The following is a 23,883-nucleotide window of genomic DNA, read 5'->3' as shown; positions in this document are numbered from 1 at the left end:
TCCTCTCGTTACGATCCTCGCCCGGGCAGATCGGGCACGGTGGCACCGACCGACGGACGGGCGGAGTCAAGGATAGCGAGCGATCAGCGGGCGATGTGCTCCGGGAACCGGCAGATCTTCGCGAACTCCTCGGCGTCCAGGCTCGCGCCGCCCACCAGCGCCCCGTCGACGTCTGGCTTGGCCATGATCGCCGCGACGTTGGAGGACTTGACGGAGCCGCCGTAGAGGACCCGGACCTGGTCGGCGGTGTCCTGGCCGAAGGACTCGGCCAGCCGCTGGCGGACCGCCTCGCACACCTCCTGCGCGTCCTCCGGGGTGGCCGTCTTGCCCGTGCCGATCGCCCAGACCGGCTCGTACGCCACCACGACCTTCGCCACCTGCTCGGCGGTCAGCCCCTTCAGGGCCCCGTCGAGCTGGTCGCTGCAGTGCGCCACGTGGGTGCCCCGGTCCCGGACGTCGAGCCCCTCCCCCACGCAGAGGATCGGGGTGAGCCCGTGGGTCAGCGCCGCCTGCACCTTGGCGTTGACGATCGCGTCGTCCTCGTGGTGGTAGGCGCGCCGCTCCGAGTGCCCGACCACCACGTACGTGCAGCCCAGCTTGGCCAGCATCGGGCCGGAGATGTCGCCGGTGTAGGCCCCCGACGCGTGCGGCGACAGGTCCTGCGCGCCGTAGCCGAGCAGCAGCTTGTCGCCGTCGACGGCGGTCTGCACCGTACGCAGGTCGGTGAACGGCGGCAGCACCACCGTCTCCACGTCGGTGAGCTGCTTCTCGGTCAGGCTGGCCGCCAGCTTCTGCACCAGCAGGTTGGCCTCGAGGTGGTTGAGGTTCATCTTCCAGTTGCCGGCCATCAGGGGCCGGCGGGTGGCGCTCGCCATCAGTTCTCCAGAGCCGCGATGCCGGGGAGGGTCTTGCCCTCCAGGTATTCCAAAGAGGCGCCACCGCCGGTGGAGATGTGCCCGAAAGCGGACTCGTCCAGCCCCAGCGCGCGGACCGCCGCCGCCGAGTCACCGCCACCGACCACGGTGAACGCGTCGGCCTTCGCGATCGCCTCGGCGACCCCGCGCGTGCCGTGGGCGAACGCCGGCATCTCGAACACGCCCATCGGGCCGTTCCAGAAGATCGTCCGCGCGCCCTTGAGGGCGGCGGCGAACCCGGCGACCGTCTCCGGCCCGATGTCGAGACCCACCCGCTTGCTGGGAATGCCGTCGGCCGGCACGGTGTCGTGCGCGGCGTCCGGGGCGAACGCGTCCGCGGCCACCACGTCGACCGGGAGCAGGATCTTGTTCCCGGAGCGCTCCAGCAGGTTGCGGCAGGTCTCCACCATCTCCTCCTCCAGCAGCGAGGAGCCCACCTCGTGGCCCTGCGCCTTCAGGAAGGTGAAGCACATCCCGCCGCCGATGAGCAGCCGGTCGACCGTCGGCAGCAGCGCCTCGATCACGGCGAGCTTGTCGGAGACCTTGGAGCCGCCGAGCACCACCACGTACGGCCGCTCCGGCTCGCCGGTGAGCTTCGAGAGGACCTCCACCTCGCGCAGCACCAGCCGGCCGGCGACGTGTGGCAGCCGCGCCGGCACGTCGTGGACGCTGGCGTGCTTGCGGTGCACGGCGCCGAACGCGTCGTCGACGTACGCGTCGCCGAGGGCGGCGAGCTGGTCGGCGAACGCGCCCCGCTCGGCGTCGTCCTTGCTGGTCTCGCCCTTGTTGAAGCGCAGGTTCTCCAGCAGCGCCACCTCGCCGCCGGCCAGCGCCTCCACGGCGGCGCGGGCGGACTCGCCGACGGTGTCGGTGGCGAAGTGCACCCGCGACCCGAGCAGCTCGCCGAGCCGCCCGGCGACCGGACGGAGGCTGAACTGCGGGTCAGGAGCGCCCTTCGGGCGGCCCAGGTGCGAGCAGACGACCACCTTCGCGCCGGCCTCGACAAGCGCGCCCAGCGTCGGCAGGACGGCCCGGATGCGGCCGTCGTCCGTGATGTCACCGGTCTGCTTGTCGAGCGGGACGTTCAGGTCGGCGCGCACCAGCACGCGCCGACCCGACACCCCCTCGGCGAGCAGGTCGTCGAGGGTACGGATGCTCACAGCGACTGACCGACCAGCTTGACCAGGTCGACCAGGCGGTTGGAGTAGCCCCACTCGTTGTCGTACCAGCCGACGACCTTGACCTGGTTGCCGACGACCTTGGTCAGCGGCGCATCGAAGATGCACGACGCCGGGTCGGTGACGATGTCGGCGGAGACGATCGGGTCGTCGTTGTAGACCAGGATGCCCTTGAGCGGGCCCTCGGCGGCGGCCTTCAGCGCGGCGTTGACCTCGTCCACCGTGGTCTCCCGGTTGACGTTGACCGTCAGGTCGGTGGTCGAGCCGGTCGGGATCGGCACCCGCAGCGCGTAGCCGTCCAGCTTGCCCTTCAGCTCCGGCAGCACCAGGCCGATCGCCTTCGCCGCGCCGGTCGAGGTCGGCACGATGTTCAGCGCGGCGGCGCGGGCCCGGCGCAGATCCTTGTGCGGCGCGTCCTGGAGGTTCTGGTCCTGCGTGTACGCGTGGATCGTCGTCATCAGGCCGTGCTGGATGCCGAACGTGTCGTGCAGGACCTTCGCCATGGGGGCGAGGCAGTTGGTGGTGCACGAGGCGTTGGAGATGATGGTGTGCTTGGCCGGGTCGTACTGGTCGTGGTTCACGCCCATGACGACCGTGACGTCCTCGTTCTTCGCCGGGGCGGAGATGATGACCTTCTTGGCGCCGCCGTCGACGTGCGCCTTGGCCTTGGTGGCGTCGGTGAAGAAGCCGGTGGACTCGATGACCACGTCCGCGCCGACCTCGCCCCACGGCAGCTTCGCCGGGTCCTTCTCGGCGTACGCCTTGATGGTCTTGCCGCCCACGGTGATCTCGTCGGCGGTGGCCTTCACCTCGTGCGGGAGACGACCCAGGATGCTGTCGTACTTGAGCAGGTGGGCGAGCGTCGCGTTGTCGGTCAGGTCGTTGACCGCCACGACCTCGACGTCAGCGCCGGACGCCAGCACTGCCCGGAAGAAGTTGCGGCCGATCCGGCCGAAGCCGTTGATGCCAACCCGGATGGTCACAGGTCCCATCTCCTTGCGTTCTGGTCCGCCGGCGTCAGACCCGGGCCGGCGGAGGTGTGTGCGCCGACCGTTGGAGCCGGCCGTTGACGGTTCATCTCGGCCACCCCGCCGCGGTCTCGAAGGACCTGACCGCCCGAGGCGGTGTGCACGGCGAGGAGTGCCTGTGCCGGCCCCCTTGCCGTACGCAGCGACCCTATCCGAGCGTGCGTCGCCGTGCAGCGCCGGGTGGTGATCCCACTGGCGCCGCCGACCCTCACCGTCCTATCAGACCACGAGCATGTCGGGCGTGACGGCCGCTTCCGTATCCGGGATGCCCAGGTCCCGGGCCCGCTTGTCCGCCAGCGCCAGCAGCCGGCGGATCCGGCCGGCGATGGCGTCCTTGGTCAGCGGGGGGTCGGCCAGCGCGCCCAACTCCTCCAGCGACGCCTGCCGGTGCTCCAGGCGCAGCTGACCGGCCGAGGTCAGGTGGTTCGGGGCGTCGTCGGCGAGGATCTCCAGCGCCCGGGTGACCCGGGCGGCGGCGGCCACCGCGGCGCGCGCCGAGCGGCGCAGGTTGGCGTCGTCGAAGTTGGCCAGCCGGTTCGCCGTGGCCCGGACCTCGCGGCGGACCCGGCGCTCCTCCCAGGCCAGCACGCTGGAGTGCGCGCCGATGCGGGTGAGCAGCGCGGCGATCGCGTCGCCGTCCTTGACCACCACCCGGTCCACCCCGCGCACCTCGCGGTTCTTGGCGGTGATGCCGATCCGGCGGGCCGCGCCGACCAGGGCCAGCGCCGACTCGGGGCCGGGGCAGGTGATCTCCAGCGCGCTGGAGCGGCCGGGCTCGGTCAGCGAGCCGTGCGCCATGAACGCGCCCCGCCAGGCCGACACCGCGCAGCAGACGTTCGCGGCGACGACGTGCGGTGGCAGGCCCCGCACCGGGCGGCCCCGGACGTCGAGCAGCCCCGTCTGCCGCGCGAGGGCCTCGCCGTCCTTGACCACCCGCACGATGAAGTGGCTGCCCTTGCGCAGGCCGCCGGAGGCCAGCACGTGGATCTCGCTGGGGTAGCCGTAGACCTCGGCGATCTCCCGCCGCAGCCGGCGGGCCACCGCCCCGGTGTCGAGTTCGGCCTCCACCACCACCCGACCGGAGACGATGTGCAGCCCGCCGGCGAAGCGCAGCAGCGCCGCCATCTCCGCCCGCCGACAGCAGGGCTTGGGCACGTCGACCCGACTCAGCTCGTCCTTGACCGCAGCCGTCATCGCCATTGTGCGTCCCCTCACGGACCTGTTCCGGCGTGTCGCCGGAGATTACGTACGTGTCTAACGATCGGCGCCCAGGACAGGCACCAGTGCGGCGCCCAGGGCGGCCGGATCATGACGGGGAGTGCCGTCGGTGACCGCGACGGGAGCGAGGACCAGGCGGGCACCCAGCGATTCTGCCGCACGTTCGACCGGTTCGGGGTCACCCGCCGCCTTGGAATCGGCGACCACATGGTCGACCTTCAGCTCCGGCAGGTACCAGCGCAACGCGGCCAGGTGGTCGGCCAGGGAGAGCCCGAGCGTCTCCTTCTCCGACGCGAGGTTCAGCGTCACCAACCGCCGCGCGGGGCTGGCGACGACGGCGGCGGCCAACTCCGGCACCAGCAGGTGCGGCAGCACGCTCGTGTACCAGCTGCCGGGCCCGAAGATCAGCCAGTCCGCCGCGCCGATCGCGGCGACCGCCTGCGGGCAGGCCCGCGGGGCGCCCGGGGTCAGCCGCAGCGACTCCACCCGGCCGGTGGTCACCGCGACCTGGTGCTGGCCGGTGACCGTACGCACCTCGTCCGGCCGGGTCGGGTCGGCGCCGCGCACCCGCGCCTCGATGTCCACCGGCTCGCAGGACATCGGCAGCACCCGGCCCACCGCACCGAGCATCGCGCCGGCGTGTTCCAGGGCGGCCACCGGGTCGCCGAGCAGCTCCATCAGCCCGCAGAGCACGAGGTTGCCCACCGCGTGCCCGGCCAGCCCGTCGCCCCGCCCAGGGGCCGGGTCCTCGGAGCCCGGCGGCGGCACCTCGGCGAAGCGGTGCTGGAACAGGCCGGCGCTGCGCCGGGTGGCGGGGTGGTCCCCGGCGAGCGCCACCAGCGCCTGCCGCAGGTCGCCCGGGGGCAGGCCGCCCCGCTCGGCGCGCAGCCGGCCGCTGGAGCCGCCGTCGTCGCCGACGGTGACCACCGCCGTGATGTCCAGGTCCAGCTCGGGGGCGCAGCGGCGCAACGCGCGCAGCGAGGCGGACAGGCCGTGCCCGCCGCCGAAGGCGACCACCCGCGTCGCCGTCACTCGCGCCCCAGGTCGCGGTGCTGGGCGTTGGCGGCCAGGCCGGACTGACGCAGCCGGGCCGCCAACTCCTCGGCGATGGCCACGCTGCGGTGCTTGCCGCCGGTGCAGCCGACCGCGACGGTCAGGTAGCGCTTGCCCTCCCGCTCGAAGCCGGCGGTGGTGGCGTTGACCAGGTCGGCGTACGAGGCGACGAAGGCGTCCGCGCCCTCCTGCCCCAGCACGTACGAGCTGACCGCCTCCTCCCGGCCGGTGTGCTCGCGCAGCTCGGGCACCCAGTACGGGTTGGGTAGGAAACGGGCGTCGAGCACGAAGTCGGCGTCCGGCGGCAGGCCGTACTTGAAGCCGAAGGAGAGCACGGTGACCCGCAGCCGGCGGGTGTCCTCGCCGCCGAACAACTCCTCGATGCGGCGGCGGAGCTGGTTGACGTTCAGGTGGCTGGTGTCGATGATCACGTCGGCCTGGTCGCGGGCCTCCTCCAGCAGGCCGCGCTCGACCGCGATGCCGTCGGCGAGCCGCCCGTCGCCCTGCAACGGGTGCGACCGGCGGACGCTCTCGAACCGCCGGATCAGCACCTCGTCGTCCGCGTCGACGAACACCACCCGGGGCGAGAAGCCGCGCTCCTTCAGCTCCCGGATCGCCCCCGCCAGGTCCGTGGAGAAGGCACGGGAGCGCACGTCCAGCACCATTGCGGTGCGCCGGGCCGCCCCGCCGGCCTTGAACGCCAGCTCCGCCATGTCGAGCATGAGCGCCTGGGGCAGGTTGTCCACCACGTAGAAGCCGACGTTCTCCAGCGCCCGGGCGACCGTGCTGCGACCGCCGCCGGAGAGGCCGGTGACCACCACCAGGGTGGTGTCCGACTCCGTCGGTGTCGGGTCCTCGGCGACCCGAGCCTCGGGTGTCCGCGCCTCGTTCACTGCCTGCTCCCCACGGGTGGCGCGGTCGGGTGTGACCGCGACTGGTCGATCTGCGACTCTATCCCTCGTCAGCGCGCCCGTGCCGACAGCGGTCAGGCGCGTACGCGCGAAGGCACGGCCGGGCAGCCGTGCCACCACGGGCCCGGGCCCGCCGACGGCACAGCGATCTTGCAGGTGCCGCCCCGGCATATCGGGCCTATCGCGCAATCCGAGGGCATAGAGTGCAAGATCGCGGCGCCGTCGGCCGGATGGCACCGCTACCCCGTGACGCCGTCGTGGCGCGGCGCGTGCGCTCGGGTGCGCCGGGTGTCGGGGGCGGTTCGTAGAATCCCCGGATGGCTTCCCCCACCGACCTGCGCACCTCCGACGCCCTGGAGACGCTGCGCCGGGTGTTCGGCTACGACGCCTTCCGCGGCTTCCAGCAGGAGGTGATCGACCACGTGGTGGCCGGCGGCGACGCGCTGGTGCTGATGCCGACCGGTGGCGGCAAGTCCCTGTGCTACCAGATCCCGGCGCTGGTGCGTGACGGCGTGGCGGTGGTGGTCTCGCCGCTGATCGCGCTGATGCAGGACCAGGTCGACGCGCTGACCGCGGTCGGCGTGCGGGCCGGCTTCCTCAACTCGACGCAGGACCTCGACGCCCGCCGCGCGGTGGAGCGGGCGTTCGTCGGCGGCGAGCTGGACCTGCTCTACCTCGCCCCGGAGGCGCTGGGCACCCGCCCGGTGCAGCAGCTGCTCGACCGGGGCCGGATCGGCCTGTTCGCCATCGACGAGGCGCACTGCGTGTCGCAGTGGGGGCACGACTTCCGCCCCGACTACCTCGCCCTGTCGATGCTGCACGAACGCTGGCCGGACGTGCCCCGGATCGCGCTCACGGCCACCGCGACCAGCGCGACCCGCGCCGAGATCGCCACCCGGCTGAAGCTCACCGACGCCCGGCACTTCGTGGCCAGCTTCGACCGGCCCAACATCCAGTACCGGATCGTGCCCAAGCGCGAGCCCCGCAAGCAGCTGCTGGGCCTGCTGCGCGACGAACACCCCGGCGACGCCGGCATCGTCTACTGCCTGTCCCGCGCCTCCGTGGACAAGACGGCGGAGTTCCTCACCGCCAACGGCATCGCCGCGCTGCCCTACCACGCCGGCCTGGACGCGGCGACCCGCGCGCGAAACCAGCAGCGCTTCCTGCGCGAGGACGGCCTGGTGATGGTGGCGACCATCGCCTTCGGCATGGGCATCGACAAGCCCGACGTCCGCTTCGTCGCCCACCTCGACCTGCCCAAGTCCGTCGAGGGCTACTACCAGGAGACCGGCCGCGCCGGGCGGGACGGGCTGCCGTCGACCGCCTGGCTGGCGTACGGGCTGCAGGACGTGGTGCAGCAGCGCAAGATGATCGAGACCTCGGAGGGCGACCTCGCCCACCGGCGCAACCTCGCCGCCCACCTCGACGCGATGCTGGCGCTCTGCGAGACGGTCCGCTGCCGCCGCGCCCAACTGCTCGACTACTTCGGCGAGCAGGCCACGGCCGCCTGCGGCAACTGCGACACCTGCCTCGACCCGCCGGAGTCGTGGGACGGCACCGTCGCGGCGCAGAAGCTGCTCTCCACGGTGTTCCGGCTCGACCGGGAACGCAACCAGCGCTTCGGCGCGGGGCACTGCGTCGACATCCTGCTCGGCCGCACGACCGACAAGGTCACCCAGTACGGCCACGACTCGCTGACCGTGTTCGGCATCGGCGGCGAGCTGCGCGAGGCCGAGTGGCGCGGCGTGGTGCGCCAGCTCCTGGCCGAGGGGCTGCTGGCGGTCGAGGGCGACTACGGCACGCTGGCCCTGACCGAGGCCAGCGCGGAGGTGCTGGGCCGCCGCCGCACGGTGATGATGCGGCGCGAGCCGGAGCGGGTCGCCTCGCCCCGGGCGGCCAAGCCACGCGGGGCGGCCACCGTCGTGGCCGACCTGTCCCCGGCGGCCGCCGGGGTCTTCGAGCGGCTGCGCGCCTGGCGCGCCGCCACCGCCAAGGAGCAGGGCGTGCCGGCGTACGTGATCTTCCACGACGCCACGCTGCGACAGATCGCCACCGACGCGCCGGCGTCCCTGGCGGAGCTGTCCCAGGTCAGCGGCGTCGGCGAGAACAAGCTCGCCAAGTACGGCGAGCAGATCCTGGCCGTCCTGGCCGAGTGACCGGCGGCCGGTCGAGCCACCGGCTACTCGACCGTGGCTGCCGGGACGGGTTCGCCGGGCGCGACGATCGGGTCGGGAAGCAGAACCTCCCGACCCGATCGCGGTTGGTCGCCGGAGCGGCCCGGCGGTCCAGATCAGCCGGCGGAGTCTGCCTCAGGGCTGAGGCGGAACACCTCGTCGGAACGGGTGTAGTACAACGTGTGCCCGTCACGGGCGAAGGTGTAGTTGGTGATCCCGTTGGCCAACCTCCGTGGCTCCAGTGTCGTCGGATCGATCTGGAAGAGGTTGCCCCGGCTCAACGCGTACAGGGTGCCGTCCTCGGCGAACTCGAGGTCCGCGCTGACCCAGACGGCGGCCCCCTGCCACAGGTACGGGGTGAGCTGGGTCTTGCGCAGCACCTGGCCGGTGGCCGGGTCCAGCTCGTACAACCGACCCATGTCGATCGCCCAGAGGTTGCCGTTCGGGGCGACCGTCAGGGCGGTCACGGCCTCGACCTCCGGGCTGAGCGTGATCTCCCACAGCTTGGCGTCGCGGGTGGTGTCCCAGGCGAAGATCTTCGCGGTCCGGTCCGTCGGCGTGGAGCCCAGCCCACCGTGGACGGAGGTGCCGGCAAAGAGTACCTGGCCCGCCGCGGCCAGCGACACGATACTGTGGCCCGGAACGACATCCCGGTGCGTGACAAGCTCCCCGGTCTGCGGGTCGTACAGGCCGAGCACCCCGCCGAGCTTGCCGTAGGAGGGGACGGTGCCGAAGGCCACCCGGTCACCCACGGACGCCCAGGCGAACGGCCGGTCCTGCTCGAGGTGCTCCAGGGCGCCGATGTGCTCGGGGTTGGTGGTGCCGTCCCACTGCCGGGTCGGGTCGTACCGGTACAGGTTGGCCCGGGTGTACGTCCCGAGGTAGAGGTCGCCGTCGTGGGCCAGCATCCCCTCGACCTGCCCGACGTGCCCGCGCGGCAGCTGCTCGGTGGTCCCCGTTGCCGGGTCGTACGCGGAGACACCCTCGTACATGTAACCGCCGGTGTAGATCCGACCGTCGGGTCCGCGGCCGATCGACTGGATCTTGATCGGTGCCGTCTCCACGTCGGCCTGGCGGATGTCGTGCTTTCCGGTCACCGGGTTGTAGAGAGCCAGCTCGCCGGTCTGGTACATGAAGGCGAGCGTGTTGCCCGGGAAGTCCGCGCTGCCCAGGTGCACCCAGCCGAAGTCCCGCGCCGGTTTGAGGTTCTTCATGCCCGTCCCCCGCACCTGGCCGGATGTGAGGTTGTAGGCACGCAGTTCACCGGCCGCGTCGATGTAGTAGACGTCCCGTCGCGGCCCGGGCTCCGACACACTGCCGAACGAGGTCGGCCCGAGATCGGTGGCCCACTCACCTCGCTTCAGGTCGTAGGCGAGCAGGTGGTTGCCCGGGGTGACCCGGGCGAACATCGTATCGTCCCGGATGTCGAGGAAGTAGACGAACTCGTTGTCGCGGTGCTCGGCGGGGAGTTCGATGGTGCGCCGGGTTCCGGTGCCGGGATCGAGCACGACGATGCGCGGCTTCGAGCTGCCGAGGCCGGCGTAGACGAGTCCGTCGGCGACGGCGACGCTGCGCACGTACGCCTCGTCCGAGACGCTGCCGTAGCTGGTGAAGTCACCGGTGGCGGGGTTGAAGCTGAACACCTCACCCTTCGGGTAGGTGCCACCCCAGACGATGCCGTTCTCGTCGACCTCCAGGTCCCACAGGTACAGGGCGTTCGGGGTGGCCCGGCCCAGCGACTCCAGCTTCGCCGTCGACGGCGACCAGCGGTAGAGCGCCCCGTCGTTGTAGGCACCGACGTAGACCGAGCCGTCGCCGCCGGTGATGACCGTCCATGATCCCTGTGCGCCAGCGGGCAGGGAGACCGCGTGCCTGAGATCGCCGGACGCTACGTCGATCACCTCGAACCGGGCGGGCGTACCCGTGGTGACGGCGTATATCTCCTCGCGACCGTCGGGCCCCACGCCGTACGCGGTGTCGAGGATGTTGGCGGCCACCACCGGGTGCCCGATGGAGGTCTCGGTCCGCGGCACAGCGCGCCGGAACGTGACGTCGTCCCAGGTGACGCTGGTGACATCGGCGGTGGACGAGTAGAGCAGGATCCGGGCGGTGGCCGTCCCCGCGGGGGTTGTCGCGGTCACCCCTTCCCAGGCCCAGGCGGTCGGGTCGCCGTAGTAGATGCGGTGCGTGCTGCTGGACAGCTGCCGCCCCGCCGCGTCGTAGTAGTAGACGACGATCGACGGAATGCCGCGCTTGACGAGCACCCAGGCCCCGAAGTCGTACCTCTGGTCAGCGATCACCGGCACCGGGTCGCTGAGCAGGCCAAACTGGCCGGTGTTGCTGGGATCCTCCATGGACAGCGCCTGCGACCCGCCGCGCGTCGGCGATGCGACAACGCTGAAGCCGCCCGTCCCGTATCTTTGGGTCCAGCCCGGAATTGCAGTGGCCGAGGCAGGATCCTCGAATCCACCATTCCGCACGACCGAGTCCACGGTCAGCGGCTGGGCCGGCGCAGCGGCGAGAGCCCCGCTACCCGTTGACGCCATGAGGACACCGGCCGCTATGGCCAGGTGCAGTTTCCGCATCGGTATGAGCAAGTCGACCTCCGTGGAGCGGTGGCGGAAGGAGGATTCGCGGCTTGTCGACGGTTTCCTGCCCACCATCAAGGGGCCGCATTACGGCCTTGACCGTATATCGAACGTGTCGGATGTCAATACCCTGGCGCAGTCGGACGCGGCGGCGGCTCGGTGGGCGTGAGCCGGTGGCCGTACCGCCGGCAGCTCGGGGCCCGGAGGAAGGCGAGGGCCCGGAAGGGCCGGCCGGCACGGAGCAGAGGCGTCTGGACTGGCGGTCAGGACCGCGCGGGCGGCTCACCGCCGCCGAGGGCGGCGAGGATCGCCTCGGCGGTGCGCCGACCGACGCCGGGCACCTCGGTGATCTCCTCGACGGTGGCGGCGGAGAGCCGCTTGAGTGAGCCGAAGTGCCGCAGCAGCGCCTTGCGCCGCACCTCGCCCAGGCCGGGGACCCTGTCCAGCGCCGACTCGGTCATCCGCTTCGAGCGCCGCTGCCGGTGGAAGGTGATGGCGAAGCGGTGGGCCTCGTCGCGCACCCGTTGCAGCAGGTAGAGCCCCTCGGACGTGCGCGGCAGGATGACCGGGAACTCGTCGTCGGGCAGCCAGACCTCCTCCAGCCGCTTCGCCAGGCCACAGAGCGCCACGTCGTCGACGCCCAGCTCCGCGAGGGCCTGGGCCGCCGCCGCGACCTGGGGCGCGCCGCCGTCGACCACCACCAGCTGCGGCGGGTACGCGAACTTGCGCGGCCGGCCGGTGGTCGGGTCGATCAGGGTGCCGACCCGCGGCTCGTCGGGCCCGGCCTGCCCGGCCGGGGCGTCGGGGTCGTCGGCCGGCTCGACGCCCACCTCGCCGGTCTCGGCGCGGGCGTCGAGATAGCGGGCGAAGCGGCGGCGCAGCACCTCCGACATGGCGGAGAGGTCGTCGGTGGCGCCACGGATGATGAACCGTCGGTATTCGCTCTTGCGGGGCAGACCGTCCTCGAAGACGACCATGCTGGCCACCACGTCGGTGCCCTGCATCTGTGAGATGTCGAAGCACTCGATGCGCAGCGGCGAGGTGCGCATGTCGAGCGCCTCGCTGATCTCGTCGAGGGCCTTGCTCCGGGTGGTCAGATCGCCGGCGCGGCGCAGCTTGTGCCGCGCGAGCGCGTCCTTGGCGTTGCGCTCGACCGTCTCCAGCAGGGACCGCTTGTCGCCGCGCTGCGGCACCCGCAGCGTCACCCTGCTGCCCCGGTGGCTGGAGAGCCAGTCGGCCAGCGCGACGGCGTCGGCGGGCAGCTCCGGCACGAGCAGCTCGCGCGGCACGTCGGCCTCGCCCTGCTCGCCGCCGTAGACCTGGGTGCAGAAGTGGTGCACCAGGTCGCCCGTGGTCAGGTCCTCCGTCTTCTCCACCACCCAGCCGCGCTGGCCCCGGACCCGGCCGTCGCGGACGTGGAACACCTGGACGGCCGCCTCCAGGGGGTCGTCGGCGAACGCGACCACGTCGGCGTCGGTGCCGTCGCCGAGCACCACCGTCTGCTTCTCCATCGCCCGGCGCAACGCGGCGATGTCGTCGCGCAGCCGGGCCGCCCGCTCGAACTCCAACTGCTCGCTGGCCTCGGTCATCTCCCGTTCCAGCTTGCGGACCATCGTGTCGGTGCGGCCGGCCATGAACTCGCAGAAACCGTCGACGATCTCGCGGTGCCGCTCCGGGGTGACGCTGCCGACGCACGGCGCCGAGCACTTGCCGATGTAGCCCAGCAGGCAGGGGCGGCCGACCTGGCCGGCGCGCTTGAACACCCCGGCGGAGCAGGTGCGGGCCGGGAAGACCCGCAGCAGCAGGTCGAGCGTCTCGCGGATCGCCCACGCGTGCGAGTAGGGCCCGAAGTAGCGCACCCCCTTGCGCTTGGCGCCCCGCATCACCTGCAGACGCGGGAACTCCTCGTCGAGGGTGACCGCCAGGTAGGGGTACGACTTGTCGTCGCGGTAGCGGACGTTGAAGCGCGGGTCGTACTGCTTGATCCAGGTGTATTCGAGCTGGAGCGCCTCGACCTCGGTGCCGACCGTGACCCAGTCGACCGACTCGGCGGTGGTGACCATCTGCTGGGTGCGCTGGTGCAGGCCCCACAGGTCCGCGAAGTAGGAGTTGAGGCGGCTGCGCAGGTTCTTCGCCTTGCCGACGTAGATCACCCGGCCGGTGCCGTCGCGGAACCGGTAGACCCCCGGTGACTCCGGGATCGTGCCGGGCGCGGGACGGTAGGTCGAGGGGTCAGCCACGGCAGCAAGCCTAGTCCGCACCCCCGACAGCCCCCGTCAGGAGCGCGGCGCCGCCCTGCCCGCCCTGCCCTGGTGGACGACCCGCCGGCGGCGCGGCCGGCATCCTGGTGCTGGAGCGGTTCCTGCCGCCGGCCGCCCTCCGGGGAGCCCCGGCCAGCCGGCCGGCGGACGACGGCGACGGCGACGGCGGACGCCACGACGGGATGACGACGGCCGACGACCCGGTGGGGTCGCCGGCCGCGGTGCGTCCGGTCAGGCCAGCGAGATCTGGTCGCCCGTGACCTTGATGTTCTTCGGTGGGAGGGGCTTGGTGGCCGGGCCGCCCTTCACCGAGCCGTCCTCGATGGAGAACTTGCTGAAGTGGCAGGTGCAGTTGATGGTGCCGCCGTCGACGTTGGTCACCGGGCAGCCCTGGTGCGTGCAGATCGAGTCGAAGGCCTTGAAATCACCGGCGGTCGGCTGCGTGATCACCACGCCCTGGGCGGGGTATACGGCGCCGCCGCCGACCGGGATGTCGGCGGTGCGGGCCAACGACTGCGCACCCGCGCGGTCACCGCCGCCGGCGTCGCCGCTGCTGGGCACCGCCGGGCCGCCGCTGGTCGGAGCCGCGCCGCCGCCGGAGTCGTCGCTGCCGCAGGCAGCCAGGACCACCGCAGCGCCGACCGCGCCGGCGCCCGTGAGAAGGGCACGCCGGGTCTGCGTCGCCGGCCCGGTCAGCTCCTGCTCGTCACTCATGCCTTGCCTCTCTCTCGGCTGCCGCCGCCCAGTGATGATCCGCGGCCATGCTCGGGTACACGCAACACTGTGCCCGACGGTTCACCCGGTCGGCGAGTGCCAGGCTGGCCAGACGGGCCCGGCGGCCCGCCCGGATGGGTGCCGGCGCGCCTCAGCGGGCCCCGGCCGGGACCTTCCGCGCGCGGGACTTCGCGCCGTTGGCCTTGGCCGCCCGGGAGGTGGCCGCCGCCGCACCCTTGGCCTCGCCGTCGAGCCTGAGCACCTGCCGCAGGAACTGCCCGGTGTGGCTCTCGGGCACCTCGGCGACCTCCTCGGGGGTGCCGGTGGCGAGCACCGTGCCGCCCCGGTGACCGCCCTCGGGGCCCATGTCGATCAGCCAGTCGGCCGACTTGATCACGTCGAGGTTGTGCTCGATCGTGATCACCGTGTTGCCCTTGTCGACCAGCCCCTCCAGCACCATCAGCAGCTTGCGGATGTCCTCGAAGTGCAGGCCGGTGGTCGGCTCGTCGAGGACGTAGACCGTCCGGCCGGTGGAGCGCTTCTGCAGCTCCGAGGCGAGCTTGACCCGCTGCGCCTCGCCGCCGGACAGCGTCGGCGCGGGCTGGCCGAGCCGGACGTAGCCCAGGCCGACGTCCACCAGCGTCCTGAGGTGCCGGTGGATGGCCGGGATGGCGGAGAAGAACTCCGCCGCCTCCTCGATCGGCATCTCCAACACGTCCGAGACGGTCTTGCCCTTGTAGTGGACCTCCAGGGTCTCCCGGTTGTAGCGGGCGCCCTTGCAGACCTCGCACGGGACGTACACGTCGGGCAGGAAGTTCATCTCGATCTTGATCGTGCCGTCGCCGGAACACGCCTCACAGCGTCCGCCCTTGACGTTGAACGAGAACCGGCCCGGACCGTACCCCCGGACCTTGGCCTCGGTGGTCTCCGCGAAGAGCTTGCGGACGTGGTCCCAGACCCCGGTGTAGGTGGCCGGGTTGGACCGCGGCGTCCGCCCGATCGGCGACTGGTCGACACCGACCACCTTGTCGACGTGCTCCAGCCCGGAGACCCGGGTGTGCCGGCCGGGAACCAGCCGCGCGCCGTTGATCTGGTTGGCCAACACCGCGTAGAGGATGTCGTTGACCAGCGTGGACTTGCCGGAGCCGCTGACCCCGGTGACCGCGATGAGCTGACCCAGCGGGAACGACACGGTCAGGTTGCGCAGGTTGTGCTCGCGCGCGCCGTGCACGACCAGCTCCCGGCCGGGGGTCTGCGGGCGACGCTGCTGCGGCGTCGGAATGGACCGGCGGCCGGACAGGTACGCCCCGGTCACCGATTCCGGGTTCTCCAGCAGCGCCGGCACCGAGCCGCTGTGCACGATCTTGCCGCCGTGCTCGCCGGCGCCCGGGCCGATGTCGACGATCCAGTCGGCGGTGCGGATGGTGTCCTCGTCGTGCTCGACCACGATCAGCGTGTTGCCCAGGCCGCGCAGCCGGACCAGGGTCTCGATGAGCCGGTGGTTGTCCCGCTGGTGCAGCCCGATCGACGGCTCGTCGAGCACGTAGAGCACCCCGACCAGGCCGGAGCCGATCTGGGTGGCCAGCCGGATGCGCTGCGCCTCGCCACCGGAGAGGGTGCCGGCCGGACGGTCCAGGGAGAGGTAGTCCAGGCCGACGTCGAGCAGGAACTTCAGCCGGGCGTTGATCTCCTTGAGCACCCGCTCGGCGATCATCTTCTGCCGGTCGGTCAGCTCGATGCCGGCGAGCAGGTCGGCGGCCTCGCCGACCGACAGGTTGCAGACCTCGGCGATGCTCTTGCCGGCCAGGGTCACCGCGAGCACCTCGGGCTTGAGCCGGGCGCCGCCGCAGGCCGCGCACGGCACGTCCCGCATGTAGCCCTCGTACTTCTCGCGCGACCACTCCGACTCGGTGTCGGTGTGCCGGCGCTCGATCCACTGCACCACGCCCTCGAAGCCGGTGTAGTAGGAGCGCTCTCGGCCGAACTTGTTGCGGTAGCGCACGTGCACCTGGTCGTCGGAGCCGTGCAGGATCGTCTTCTGCGCCCGGGACGGCAGGGCTCGCCACGGGGTGTCGACGTCGAAGTGCTCGGCCTCGCCGAGGGCCTCCAGCAGGCGGAGGAAGTATTCCAGGTTGTGCCCGGTCGACCAGGGCTGGATGGCGCCCTCGCGCAGGCTGCGCTCGGGGTCGGGGACGAGCAGCTCTGGGTCGACCTCCTTCTTGGTGCCGATGCCGGTGCACTCGGGGCACGCGCCGTAGGGCGCGTTGAAGGAGAAGACCCGGGGCTCCAGGTCCTCGATGGCGAGCGGGTGGTCGTTGGGGCAGGCCAGGTGCTCGGAGTAGCGCCGCTCGCGCTCCGGGTCGCCCTCGGCCAGGTCGACGAAGTCGAGCAGCACAAGGCCGTTGGAGAGGCCCAGGGCGGCCTCGACCGAGTCGGTCAGCCGCTGCTTGGCGCTCGGCTTGACGGCGAGCCGGTCGATCACCACCTCGATGGTGTGCTTCTCCTGCTTCTTCAGCTTCGGCGGCTCGGTCAGCGGGTGCACCACGCCGTCGACCCGGGCCCGTGCGTAACCCTTGGCCTGGAGCTCGGCGAAGAGGTCGACGTACTCGCCCTTGCGGCCGCGCACCACCGGCGCGAGCACCATGAACCGGGTGCCCTCGGCCATGGCGAGGACCCGGTCGACGATCTGCTGCGGGGTCTGCCGGGAGATCCGCTCGCCGCAGACCGGGCAGTGCGGCTCGCCGATGCGGGCGAACAGCAGCCGGAGGTAGTCGTAGACCTCCGTGATGGTGCCCACCGTCGAGCGCGGGTTACGCGAGGTGGACTTCTGGTCGATGGAGACGGCCGGGCTGAGGCCCTCGATGAAGTCGACGTCCGGCTTGTCCATCTGGCCGAGGAACTGCCGCGCGTACGACGACAGCGACTCGACGTAGCGACGCTGCCCCTCGGCGAAGATCGTGTCGAAGGCCAGGCTCGACTTGCCCGACCCGGAGAGCCCGGTGAAGACGATCAGGGCATCCCGGGGCAGGTCGAGACTGACGTCACGCAGGTTGTGCTCGCGCGCGCCACGGATGATCAGTCGGTCGGCCACTGTCCGTGTACTCCCGGGTGAAGAAGATGAGGAGGAAATGTCCGCTCTGAGACTGGTCTGAGCGGTTGTCTGCGCACAGGAAAGGCGCCCCGGCAACTCTAGCCCCGAGGTACGACACTTTTCCCCGCCGGCACATTCCCCCAGCTCAGCCCGGTCGGCCGCGCCGCCGGCCACCCCCTGGCACGGGCCGAACGCCCGCGCCGAACGCCCGCGCCGAACGCCCGCGCCGAACGCCCGCGCCGAACGCCCGCGCCGAACGCCCGCGCCGAACGCCCGCGCCGAACGCCCGCGGCCGGTCGAGCGCCATGCGCCGACCGGCCGCTGTCGCGCGACGACCCCGTCAGGGGCGGGCGGCCCGCCGGCGGGCGGAGCGCCAGCCGCCGCGCCGCTCGGCGGCCAGCCGCGCCTCGCGCCGCCGGCTCTCGTACGCCACCTCCCGCTGCAACCGGCGCCAGCTCTCCCAGCGCCGCGCCGGCAGCTCGCCGTTCTCCAGCGCCTCGCGCACCGCGCAGCCGGGCTCCCCGTCGTGCCCGCAGTCGGCGTACCGGCAGCCGGTGGCCAGCTCGGCGATGTCGGCGAACGCCCGGTCCAGCCCCGCCGAGCCGTCCAGCAGGCCCACGGCCCGTACCCCCGGGGTGTCCAGCACCGCCCCGCCGCCGGGCACCGGGACCAACGCCCGCCACGTGGTGGTGTGCCGGCCCTTGCCGTCGACGCGCCGGATCGCCTGGGTGGGCATCACCACGGCCCCGGCGAGCGCGTTGACCAGGCTCGACTTGCCGGCACCGGACGGGCCGAGCAGGCCGAGCGTGCGGCCGGGCGCCACCTCGGCGCGCAGCGGCTCCAGCCCGGTGCCGCGCTCGGCGCTGACGGCCAGCACCGGCACCCCGGGGGCGACGGCGGCGAGCTGGCGTGCCACCGCCTGCGGGTCGGCCGCCAGGTCGGCCTTGGTGAGCACCACCAGCGGCCGGGCGCCCGACTCGTGCGCCAGGGACAGCAGCCGCTCGATCCGGCCGGTGTCCGGTTCCGGGTGCACCGGCTCCACCACCGCGGCGGCGTCCAGGTTGGCGGCCAGCACCTGGCCGCTGGCGTCCTTGCCGGCGGTCCGCCGGACCAGGGCGGTGCGCCGCGGCAGCACCGCCTCCACGGTCACGTTGCGGTCCGGCCAGGTGCCCAGCAGCACCCAGTCGCCGGCGCAGGGCAGGCGGGTCAGGTCCCGGGCGGCGGCGGCCAGGACCGCCCCGCCCAGGGTGGCGCGGACCGGGCCGTCCGCACAGAGCACGGTGCAGACGCCCCGGTCCACCCGGGCCACCCGGCCCGGGCGGTGGTCGTTGCGCCGTCGTACGTGTGCCGCCCGGTCGGCGTCCCAGCCGAGGGCGGTGATATCGATGGTCATGGCATTCCTTATCGGTGTCGGAGCGGGTGGTGCACGCGTGCTGCGACCGGCAACGTCACCACCTCCTCCCCGACTTCCGGTGCCGCGTCCGACGCCGACGGTAGGGCGCGCGACGACGCGCCGAAAGCGATTTCCCCGGCAACTCGGGGCGGCCCGACGGTTAGGGTCGGTACGTGACCACTGATCCACTCCTGCTGACCGGCGAGGTGGACGCGGCCACGGACCGCCTGCTGCGGACCGCGGCCACCTTCGACGGTGCGGACGTCGCCGCCGCCTCCCTGCTGCCCGGCTGGACCCGCGGGCACGTGCTGGCACACCTGGCCCGCAACGCCGACGGATTCGTCAACCTGTTCACCGCGGCCCGCACCGGCGAGCCCGTCCCGATGTACGCCTCCGCGACGGCCCGGGAGGCCGACATCGAGGCCGGCGCTCCCCGGCCGCCCGAGGCCCACCTCGACGACCTGCGCCGCTCGGCCGACCGGTTCGCCGAGGCGGTCGCGGCGATGCCCGTCGAGGCGTGGGCGGGCACGGTCCAGACCCGGCGCGGCCCGTGGCCGACGGCCATGCTGGTCTGGGGCCGGCTGCGCGAGATCGAGGTGCACCACGTGGACCTCGACGCCGGTTACCGACCGGCCGACTGGCCCGAGTCGTTCGGCCACCGGCTGCTGCACGAGGTCGCCGGCGACCTCGCCGGCCGCGCCGACGTGCCGCCGATGGTGCTGCGCTTCGACGGCAGCCGGCACGAGCTCGTCGTCGGCGACCGCTCGGCCGCGCCCACGGTTGCCGGCTCCGCCCCCGAACTCGCCGCCTGGCTGATCGGCCGCAGCCCCGGCACCGTGCTGGCCGTCACCCCCGACGGCCCCCTGCCGCAACCACCGGAATGGATATAGCCAACGATGACCTACAGCGGAGACGTCACGCCCGGCGGTGCGCCGGCCGTACGCGAGCTCGACGCGCTCACCATCACCAAGGTGTCGGTGGGCCCGATGGACAACAACGCCTACCTGCTGCGCTGCCGGGCCACCGGCGAGCAGGTGCTGATCGACGCGGCGAACGAGGCCCCGCGCCTGCTCGACCTGGTCGGCGACGCGGGGCTGGGCACCGTGGTCACCACCCACCAGCACATGGACCACTGGGTGGCGCTGGAGGAGGTGGTCGCCAAGACGGGCGCCCACCCGCTGGTGCACGCCGACGACGCGGCGGGGCTGCCGATCGAGGCGGAGACGCTGGCCGACGGCGACACCGTGCCGGTGGGCGACTGCGCGTTGGAGGTCATCCACATCAAGGGGCACACCCCCGGCTCGATCGCGCTGCTCTACCGCGACCCGGCCGGGACGCCACACCTGTTCACCGGCGACAGCCTCTTTCCCGGCGGGGTCGGCAACACCGACAAGGACCCGGAGCGCTTCGCCGCGCTGATCGACGACGTGGAGCACAAGCTGTTCGACCGGTTGCCCGACGACACCTGGTTCTACCCCGGCCACGGCAAGGACAGCACGCTCGGCGCGGAGCGCCCGGCGCTGCCCCAGTGGCGCGCCCGGGGCTGGTGAGCACCGGCGGGGCCGGGTGCGTCGCGCGCCCGGCCCCGCTCCCCCCGTTGGCGGCGGTCAGCCCCCGGTGACCGCCCGCAGCCGGCGCCGCGTACCCATCAGCACCACCCCCGCCAGCAGCAGCCCGACCGCCATGGTGACCAGCATCGGGCTGGACTCCCCGGGCAGCAGCCCGGCCAGCGACCGCGAGGCGGTCCCCAGCATCAGGTAGAGCCCGGCCCAGGCCGCCGCGCCGACCGTCGCGCAGCCCAGGAAGCGCCGGTACGACATCCGCAGCCCGCCCGCCGCCAGCGGCAGCAGCGCGTTGAACACCGGCAGGAAGGGCGCGATCAGCACCATCCGGCCGCCCCCGCGCCGCAGGATCCCCTCCGCCGCCGCCCAGCGTTCCTCGCCGATCCACCCGCCGATCCGGCTGTGGCGCAGCCGGTCCCCGTACCGGCGGCCGGCGAGGAAGCTCAGCGACCACCCGGAGAGGCAGCCGGCCACCACGACGGCGAAGGTGGCGACGCCGGTGACCGGGCCGCCGACCCCCATGGCGGCCAGGATCGCCACGTCCCCCGGGACCAGCACGCCGAGCAGCGGTACGGCGTCAAAGAGCATCACCACCCCGAGCACCCCCATGAGCAGGGTGGTGGGAAGCTCTCCGACCTGGGCCAGCCAATCCGCCATGCCCCGTACGCTATGACCGCCCGGCCACCCCGGGCATCGGGTCCGATCCCCCACCGCCCCCTGGTATCCGGGTCGGGGTCGACCCTGAGGAGCCCGGGGTCACCGGGGGCGCAGCACCTGGACCCGCCGGACGGGCGTGTCGACGGCGGGCTCGGTGGTCGGCAGGACATAGCTCGTCACGGCCGCCAGCACGTCCGGCGGCAGGTGCCCCCGCCCGGGTTCGCCGACGAGCACGTCCGCGCCGGTCGCGGCGGCCCGGCGCAGGAAGGGCAGCACGCGCGCCGTCATCGCCTCGTCGTAGAGCACGTCCCCGGCCACCAGCAGGTCCACCTCGGACGGATCGGAGTCGAGCAGGTCGCCGCCGGTGGCCGCGACCGTCACCCGGTTGGCGCGGGCGTTGACGGTCACCGCCGCGACCGCGTACGGGTCGATGTCGTTGGCGACCACGCGGTCGGCGCCGGCGAGCGCGGCGGCGATCGCCACCAGGCCGGACCCGGCGGCCAGGTCGAGCACCCGCCGCCCGGCGGCGAGGTCGGGATGGTCGAGCAGGTGACGGGCGAGGGCCTGCCCGCCGGCCCAGACCGAGGCCCAGTACGGCGGCGGCAGGGCGTGCCCGGCGTGCGCCTCCATCCGGGCCCACCACACGATGGCGTCCTCGGCCAGGTGCAGCCGCACCTCGGGCACGAACGGTGCCCGCACCAGCCGGAGCCGGTCCAGGCCGGCGCCCGGAGCGTCGATCTCGCGCTCCAGCTCGGTCAGCGCGACGGCTGCGGCACCTCTCACCGGCGCAAGCATGCCCCAGCGAGCCGGTCGCCGCGCGGCTTTCGCCCAGTGGCCCCAAGAGTTCACCACGCCGCCTACGGCACTTCGGCCAGCAGATCGGCGTTCGGCCGGTTACTGTCGGGGAGGTACCGGGCGATCATCGGTCGAGCACCGAGGGATCACCCGCTTGGGAACAGGGAGAGATGCATGGCAACCGGCACGGTTAAGTGGTTCAACTCGGAAAAGGGCTTCGGCTTCATCGAGCAGGACGGCGGAGGGCCGGACGTCTTCGTCCACTACTCGGCCATCGCGACGAGCGGTTACCGGGAGCTGAACGAGGGCCAGAAGGTCGAGTTCGAGGTGACCCAGGGGCAGAAGGGTCCGCAGGCGGACAACGTCCGCCCGATGTAGATCCGTGCCGGTGGCGGCGGCCGGGAGCCGGCCGCCGCCGCAGCGCATTCAGGGCGCCTCCGGCGCGGCGGGCAGGTCCCGGCGCCGCCGCAGCGGCCCGACCAGCAGGATCACCGGGGTGAGCGCCAGCCAGCCGGTCATCACCGCGATCGCGGTGCCGGTCCCGTACGCCGCGCCGACCGCCCCGGCCAGCAGCGCGGCCAGTGGGATCGTGCCGTAGTTCAGCATCTGCATGCTCACCGTGACGCGGCCCAGCAGGTGGTGCGGGGTGTAGGTCTGCCGGAAGCTGCCCTTGACCACGTTACCGACCGCCACCCCGAGGCTGAGCAGCATGCCGCCGACCGCCGGCAGCACCAGCGCGCTCCCTGGGCCGGCGAGCGGGATCAGCAGCGCCGGCGGCCCGCTGAGTGCCCCCGCCAGCAGCAGGGCCCGGGCGGTGCCGATGCGCCGGCCGAGCCTGGTGGCCAGCAGCGCGCCGACGATGCCGCCGAGACTCATCACCGCGACCAGCGCGCCGACCGACGCGGGCGCGAGGCGCGCCTCCCGGACGAGAAAGACCACCAGGACGGCCTGGTAGCCGACCAGCCCGACGTTGCTGGCCGCGCCGAAGACGGTGAGTGCCCGCAGGTAGGGGTCCCGGGCGACGAACCGGATCCCCTCCCCGATCTCGCGTCGCAGCGACCGGGACCGCCGCACGCGCCCGGGAGGCTCCTCGACGGTGCGGATGCGCAGCAGGCAGACGGCGGAGAACAGGAAGCTCAGCGCGTCGAGCAGCAGCGCCGTGACCGCGCCGGCGAGCTGCGCGACCCCGCCGGCGAGCCCGGGGCCGAGCACGTAGCTTGCGGTCTGGGTGGCCTGGAGCTTGGCGTTGCCCTCCGGCACCTGCTCGGGGCGCAGCAGCACGGGCAGGTAGACCTGGTCGGCGGTCTCGAAGAAGACCCGGGCCAGGCCGGCGCCCAGCGCGACCACCAGCAGCTGCCCGACGGTCAGCACGCCGAGCAGGGCGGCGACCGGGACGCTGAGGAACAGCGCCGCGCAGACCAGGTCGCAGGCGATCATCAGGGGCCGGCGCGGCAGCCGGTCCACCCAGGCGCCGACCGGCAGGCCGACGAGCAGCCAGGGCAGCCAGGAGGCGGCGGTGAGCACCGCGACGCCAAAAGCGCCGGCGTCGAGCACGGTGACCGCGACCAGGGGCAGCGCCACGGTGGTGACGTTGCTGCCGACGGCACTGGCCGTCTGCCCGGCCCAGAGCAGCCGGAAGTCCCGGTGCCGCAGCAGGCCGCCGCGTCGTACCCCCGGGTCGCCCGCCGGGGGCGGCGGCGGGGTCTCGCCGGCGGCAGGGGTACGGGGCGGCGCGGAGCCGGCGGCCCGCGTCACGGCGTGGCCGGAACGCCGTAGGCGAACAGGAAGACCGGCTCGCGTTTCCGCCCGTCGTCGGGCACCTCCCGGTCGGCCCACCGGGCGAGCAGGTCGTTCACCTCGCGCCCCAGCTCGGCGAGTTCCTCGTCGGTCAGGTGCAGCCAGCGGTCGGTGGAGAACGGCCCCGAAGGCCAGGCGGCCTGGCTGGCCTCGTCGGTGGCGTGCCAGGCGCGGGCGAGGGCGACGTGCCGGTCCAGGTTGAGCGAGGTGGCGGCGTCGGCGACCGCCCGGGCGGCGGGGTCGGCGTCGAAGTCCGACTGGGACCAGCGCACGCCCCGGCTGACCAGGCGCCACCAGCGTTCCCGGCGGTCGCGGGCCAGCTCGGGCGCCTCCTCGAGCAGCTCGGCGCCGGCCAGCACCCTGAGGTGGTGGCTGACGTTCGCCGGCGCCTGGTCGGTCCGCTCGGCGAGCTGCCCGACGGTCGACGGGCCGTGCACCTTGAGCACGTCCATCAACCGGCGACGCAGCGGGTGGGACAGCGCGGTGAGGACCCGCGAGTCGGTGACCTGGCGCACCTCAGGGTTCGTCATGCCGCCAGTCTGGCATCGG

Annotated in this window: 20 protein-coding genes; 5 read left to right on the top strand and 15 right to left on the bottom strand. The window is 72.9% G+C overall.

The window, feature by feature from the left end; all coding sequences use genetic code 11:
- Nucleotides 1-83: 83 nt before the first annotated feature.
- The 6 genes from tpiA to rapZ all read right to left on the bottom strand — a co-directional run bounded on the left by tpiA (nucleotide 84) and on the right by rapZ (nucleotide 6,284).
- A complete protein-coding gene (gene tpiA / locus ACZ6Q9_RS14700; protein ID WP_357456816.1) occupies nucleotides 84-875 on the bottom strand; it encodes a triose-phosphate isomerase in 792 nt (263 codons plus the stop codon).
- Nucleotides 875-2,074, bottom strand: coding sequence for a phosphoglycerate kinase (locus ACZ6Q9_RS14695; RefSeq protein ID WP_393268917.1), 1,200 nt, complete (start codon nucleotides 2,072-2,074; stop codon nucleotides 875-877). The genes tpiA and ACZ6Q9_RS14695 overlap by 1 nt, the downstream gene beginning before the upstream one ends.
- Nucleotides 2,071-3,075 (bottom strand): type I glyceraldehyde-3-phosphate dehydrogenase, encoded by a 1,005-nt coding sequence (gene gap / locus ACZ6Q9_RS14690; RefSeq protein WP_357700170.1) that lies wholly within the window; start codon nucleotides 3,073-3,075, stop codon nucleotides 2,071-2,073. The genes ACZ6Q9_RS14695 and gap overlap by 4 nt, the downstream gene beginning before the upstream one ends.
- A 264-nt stretch (nucleotides 3,076-3,339) precedes the next feature.
- Entirely contained in the window at nucleotides 3,340-4,320 is a 981-nt protein-coding gene (gene whiA / locus ACZ6Q9_RS14685; RefSeq protein WP_067304387.1) for a DNA-binding protein WhiA, read from the bottom strand.
- Nucleotides 4,321-4,374: 54 nt separating this feature from the next.
- Nucleotides 4,375-5,370, bottom strand: coding sequence for a gluconeogenesis factor YvcK family protein (locus tag ACZ6Q9_RS14680; protein ID WP_393268922.1), 996 nt, complete (start codon nucleotides 5,368-5,370; stop codon nucleotides 4,375-4,377).
- Nucleotides 5,367-6,284, bottom strand: a complete 918-nt coding sequence (gene rapZ, locus ACZ6Q9_RS14675; RefSeq protein ID WP_393268925.1) for an RNase adapter RapZ — start codon at nucleotides 6,282-6,284, stop codon at nucleotides 5,367-5,369. The genes ACZ6Q9_RS14680 and rapZ overlap by 4 nt, the downstream gene beginning before the upstream one ends.
- 335 nt (nucleotides 6,285-6,619) lie before the next feature.
- Between rapZ and recQ the strand changes: the two genes are divergently transcribed.
- Nucleotides 6,620-8,458: a DNA helicase RecQ gene (recQ, locus tag ACZ6Q9_RS14670; protein WP_393268928.1), complete on the top strand. Its 1,839-nt coding sequence runs from the start codon at nucleotides 6,620-6,622 to the stop codon at nucleotides 8,456-8,458.
- Between the two features lie 134 nt (nucleotides 8,459-8,592).
- Here recQ and ACZ6Q9_RS14665 read toward each other — a convergent pair whose 3' ends face one another.
- Nucleotides 8,593-10,830 carry a ligand-binding sensor domain-containing protein gene (locus ACZ6Q9_RS14665; RefSeq protein ID WP_393268931.1) on the bottom strand — a complete coding sequence of 746 codons (2,238 nt, stop codon included), beginning with the start codon at nucleotides 10,828-10,830 and terminating at the stop codon, nucleotides 8,593-8,595.
- Between the two features lie 235 nt (nucleotides 10,831-11,065).
- Here ACZ6Q9_RS14665 and ACZ6Q9_RS14660 point away from each other — a divergent pair, with 235 nt between their 5' ends.
- Complete coding sequence (locus ACZ6Q9_RS14660) at nucleotides 11,066-11,233, top strand: hypothetical protein (RefSeq protein ID WP_393454909.1); 168 nt, start codon at nucleotides 11,066-11,068, stop codon at nucleotides 11,231-11,233.
- Nucleotides 11,234-11,327: 94 nt separating this feature from the next.
- Here the strand turns inward: ACZ6Q9_RS14660 and uvrC are convergent, their stop codons facing one another.
- The 4 genes from uvrC to rsgA all read right to left on the bottom strand — a co-directional run bounded on the left by uvrC (nucleotide 11,328) and on the right by rsgA (nucleotide 18,523).
- Entirely contained in the window at nucleotides 11,328-13,304 is a 1,977-nt protein-coding gene (gene uvrC, locus ACZ6Q9_RS14655; RefSeq protein WP_393454906.1) for an excinuclease ABC subunit UvrC, read from the bottom strand.
- A 252-nt stretch (nucleotides 13,305-13,556) separates the two neighbouring features.
- Nucleotides 13,557-14,039 carry a Rieske (2Fe-2S) protein gene (locus tag ACZ6Q9_RS14650; RefSeq protein WP_393454903.1) on the bottom strand — a complete coding sequence of 161 codons (483 nt, stop codon included), beginning with the start codon at nucleotides 14,037-14,039 and terminating at the stop codon, nucleotides 13,557-13,559.
- 151 nt (nucleotides 14,040-14,190) lie between these two features.
- A complete protein-coding gene (gene uvrA, locus ACZ6Q9_RS14645; RefSeq protein WP_393268939.1) occupies nucleotides 14,191-17,130 on the bottom strand; it encodes an excinuclease ABC subunit UvrA in 2,940 nt (979 codons plus the stop codon).
- Nucleotides 17,131-17,470: 340 nt separating this feature from the next.
- Nucleotides 17,471-18,523 carry a ribosome small subunit-dependent GTPase A gene (gene rsgA, locus ACZ6Q9_RS14640; RefSeq protein WP_393268941.1) on the bottom strand — a complete coding sequence of 351 codons (1,053 nt, stop codon included), beginning with the start codon at nucleotides 18,521-18,523 and terminating at the stop codon, nucleotides 17,471-17,473.
- A gap of 173 nt (nucleotides 18,524-18,696) precedes the next feature.
- Here rsgA and ACZ6Q9_RS14635 point away from each other — a divergent pair, with 173 nt between their 5' ends.
- Entirely contained in the window at nucleotides 18,697-19,413 is a 717-nt protein-coding gene (locus tag ACZ6Q9_RS14635; protein ID WP_393268943.1) for a maleylpyruvate isomerase family mycothiol-dependent enzyme, read from the top strand.
- Between the two features lie 6 nt (nucleotides 19,414-19,419).
- Nucleotides 19,420-20,073: an MBL fold metallo-hydrolase gene (locus tag ACZ6Q9_RS14630; protein WP_396827370.1), complete on the top strand. Its 654-nt coding sequence runs from the start codon at nucleotides 19,420-19,422 to the stop codon at nucleotides 20,071-20,073.
- A gap of 57 nt (nucleotides 20,074-20,130) precedes the next feature.
- Here the strand turns inward: ACZ6Q9_RS14630 and ACZ6Q9_RS14625 are convergent, their stop codons facing one another.
- Together ACZ6Q9_RS14625 and ACZ6Q9_RS14620 are read right to left on the bottom strand one after the other, a co-directional pair.
- Nucleotides 20,131-20,742, bottom strand: coding sequence for a DedA family protein (locus ACZ6Q9_RS14625; RefSeq protein ID WP_393454894.1), 612 nt, complete (start codon nucleotides 20,740-20,742; stop codon nucleotides 20,131-20,133).
- 99 nt (nucleotides 20,743-20,841) lie between these two features.
- Nucleotides 20,842-21,537: a class I SAM-dependent methyltransferase gene (locus ACZ6Q9_RS14620; RefSeq protein ID WP_393268948.1), complete on the bottom strand. Its 696-nt coding sequence runs from the start codon at nucleotides 21,535-21,537 to the stop codon at nucleotides 20,842-20,844.
- 174 nt (nucleotides 21,538-21,711) lie between these two features.
- Between ACZ6Q9_RS14620 and ACZ6Q9_RS14615 the strand changes: the two genes are divergently transcribed.
- On the top strand, nucleotides 21,712-21,915 hold the full coding sequence (locus ACZ6Q9_RS14615) for a cold-shock protein (RefSeq protein WP_007072071.1): 204 nt from the start codon (nucleotides 21,712-21,714) through the stop codon (nucleotides 21,913-21,915).
- Nucleotides 21,916-21,963: 48 nt separating this feature from the next.
- On the opposite strand, the gene ACZ6Q9_RS14610 is transcribed toward ACZ6Q9_RS14615, so the two are convergent.
- Both ACZ6Q9_RS14610 and ACZ6Q9_RS14605 read right to left on the bottom strand, forming a co-directional pair.
- Complete coding sequence (locus ACZ6Q9_RS14610; RefSeq protein ID WP_396827372.1) at nucleotides 21,964-23,292, bottom strand: MFS transporter; 1,329 nt, start codon at nucleotides 23,290-23,292, stop codon at nucleotides 21,964-21,966.
- On the bottom strand, nucleotides 23,289-23,864 hold the full coding sequence (locus ACZ6Q9_RS14605) for an ArsR/SmtB family transcription factor (protein ID WP_396827374.1): 576 nt from the start codon (nucleotides 23,862-23,864) through the stop codon (nucleotides 23,289-23,291). Before ACZ6Q9_RS14605 ends, ACZ6Q9_RS14610 begins: the two co-directional genes overlap by 4 nt.
- Nucleotides 23,865-23,883: the final 19 nt, after the last annotated feature.

This window comes from Micromonospora sp. NPDC049139, assembly GCF_055586845.1.
The sequence above is the reverse complement of the archived record's forward strand: the minus strand, read 5'-3'. Positions and strand labels throughout refer to the sequence as shown.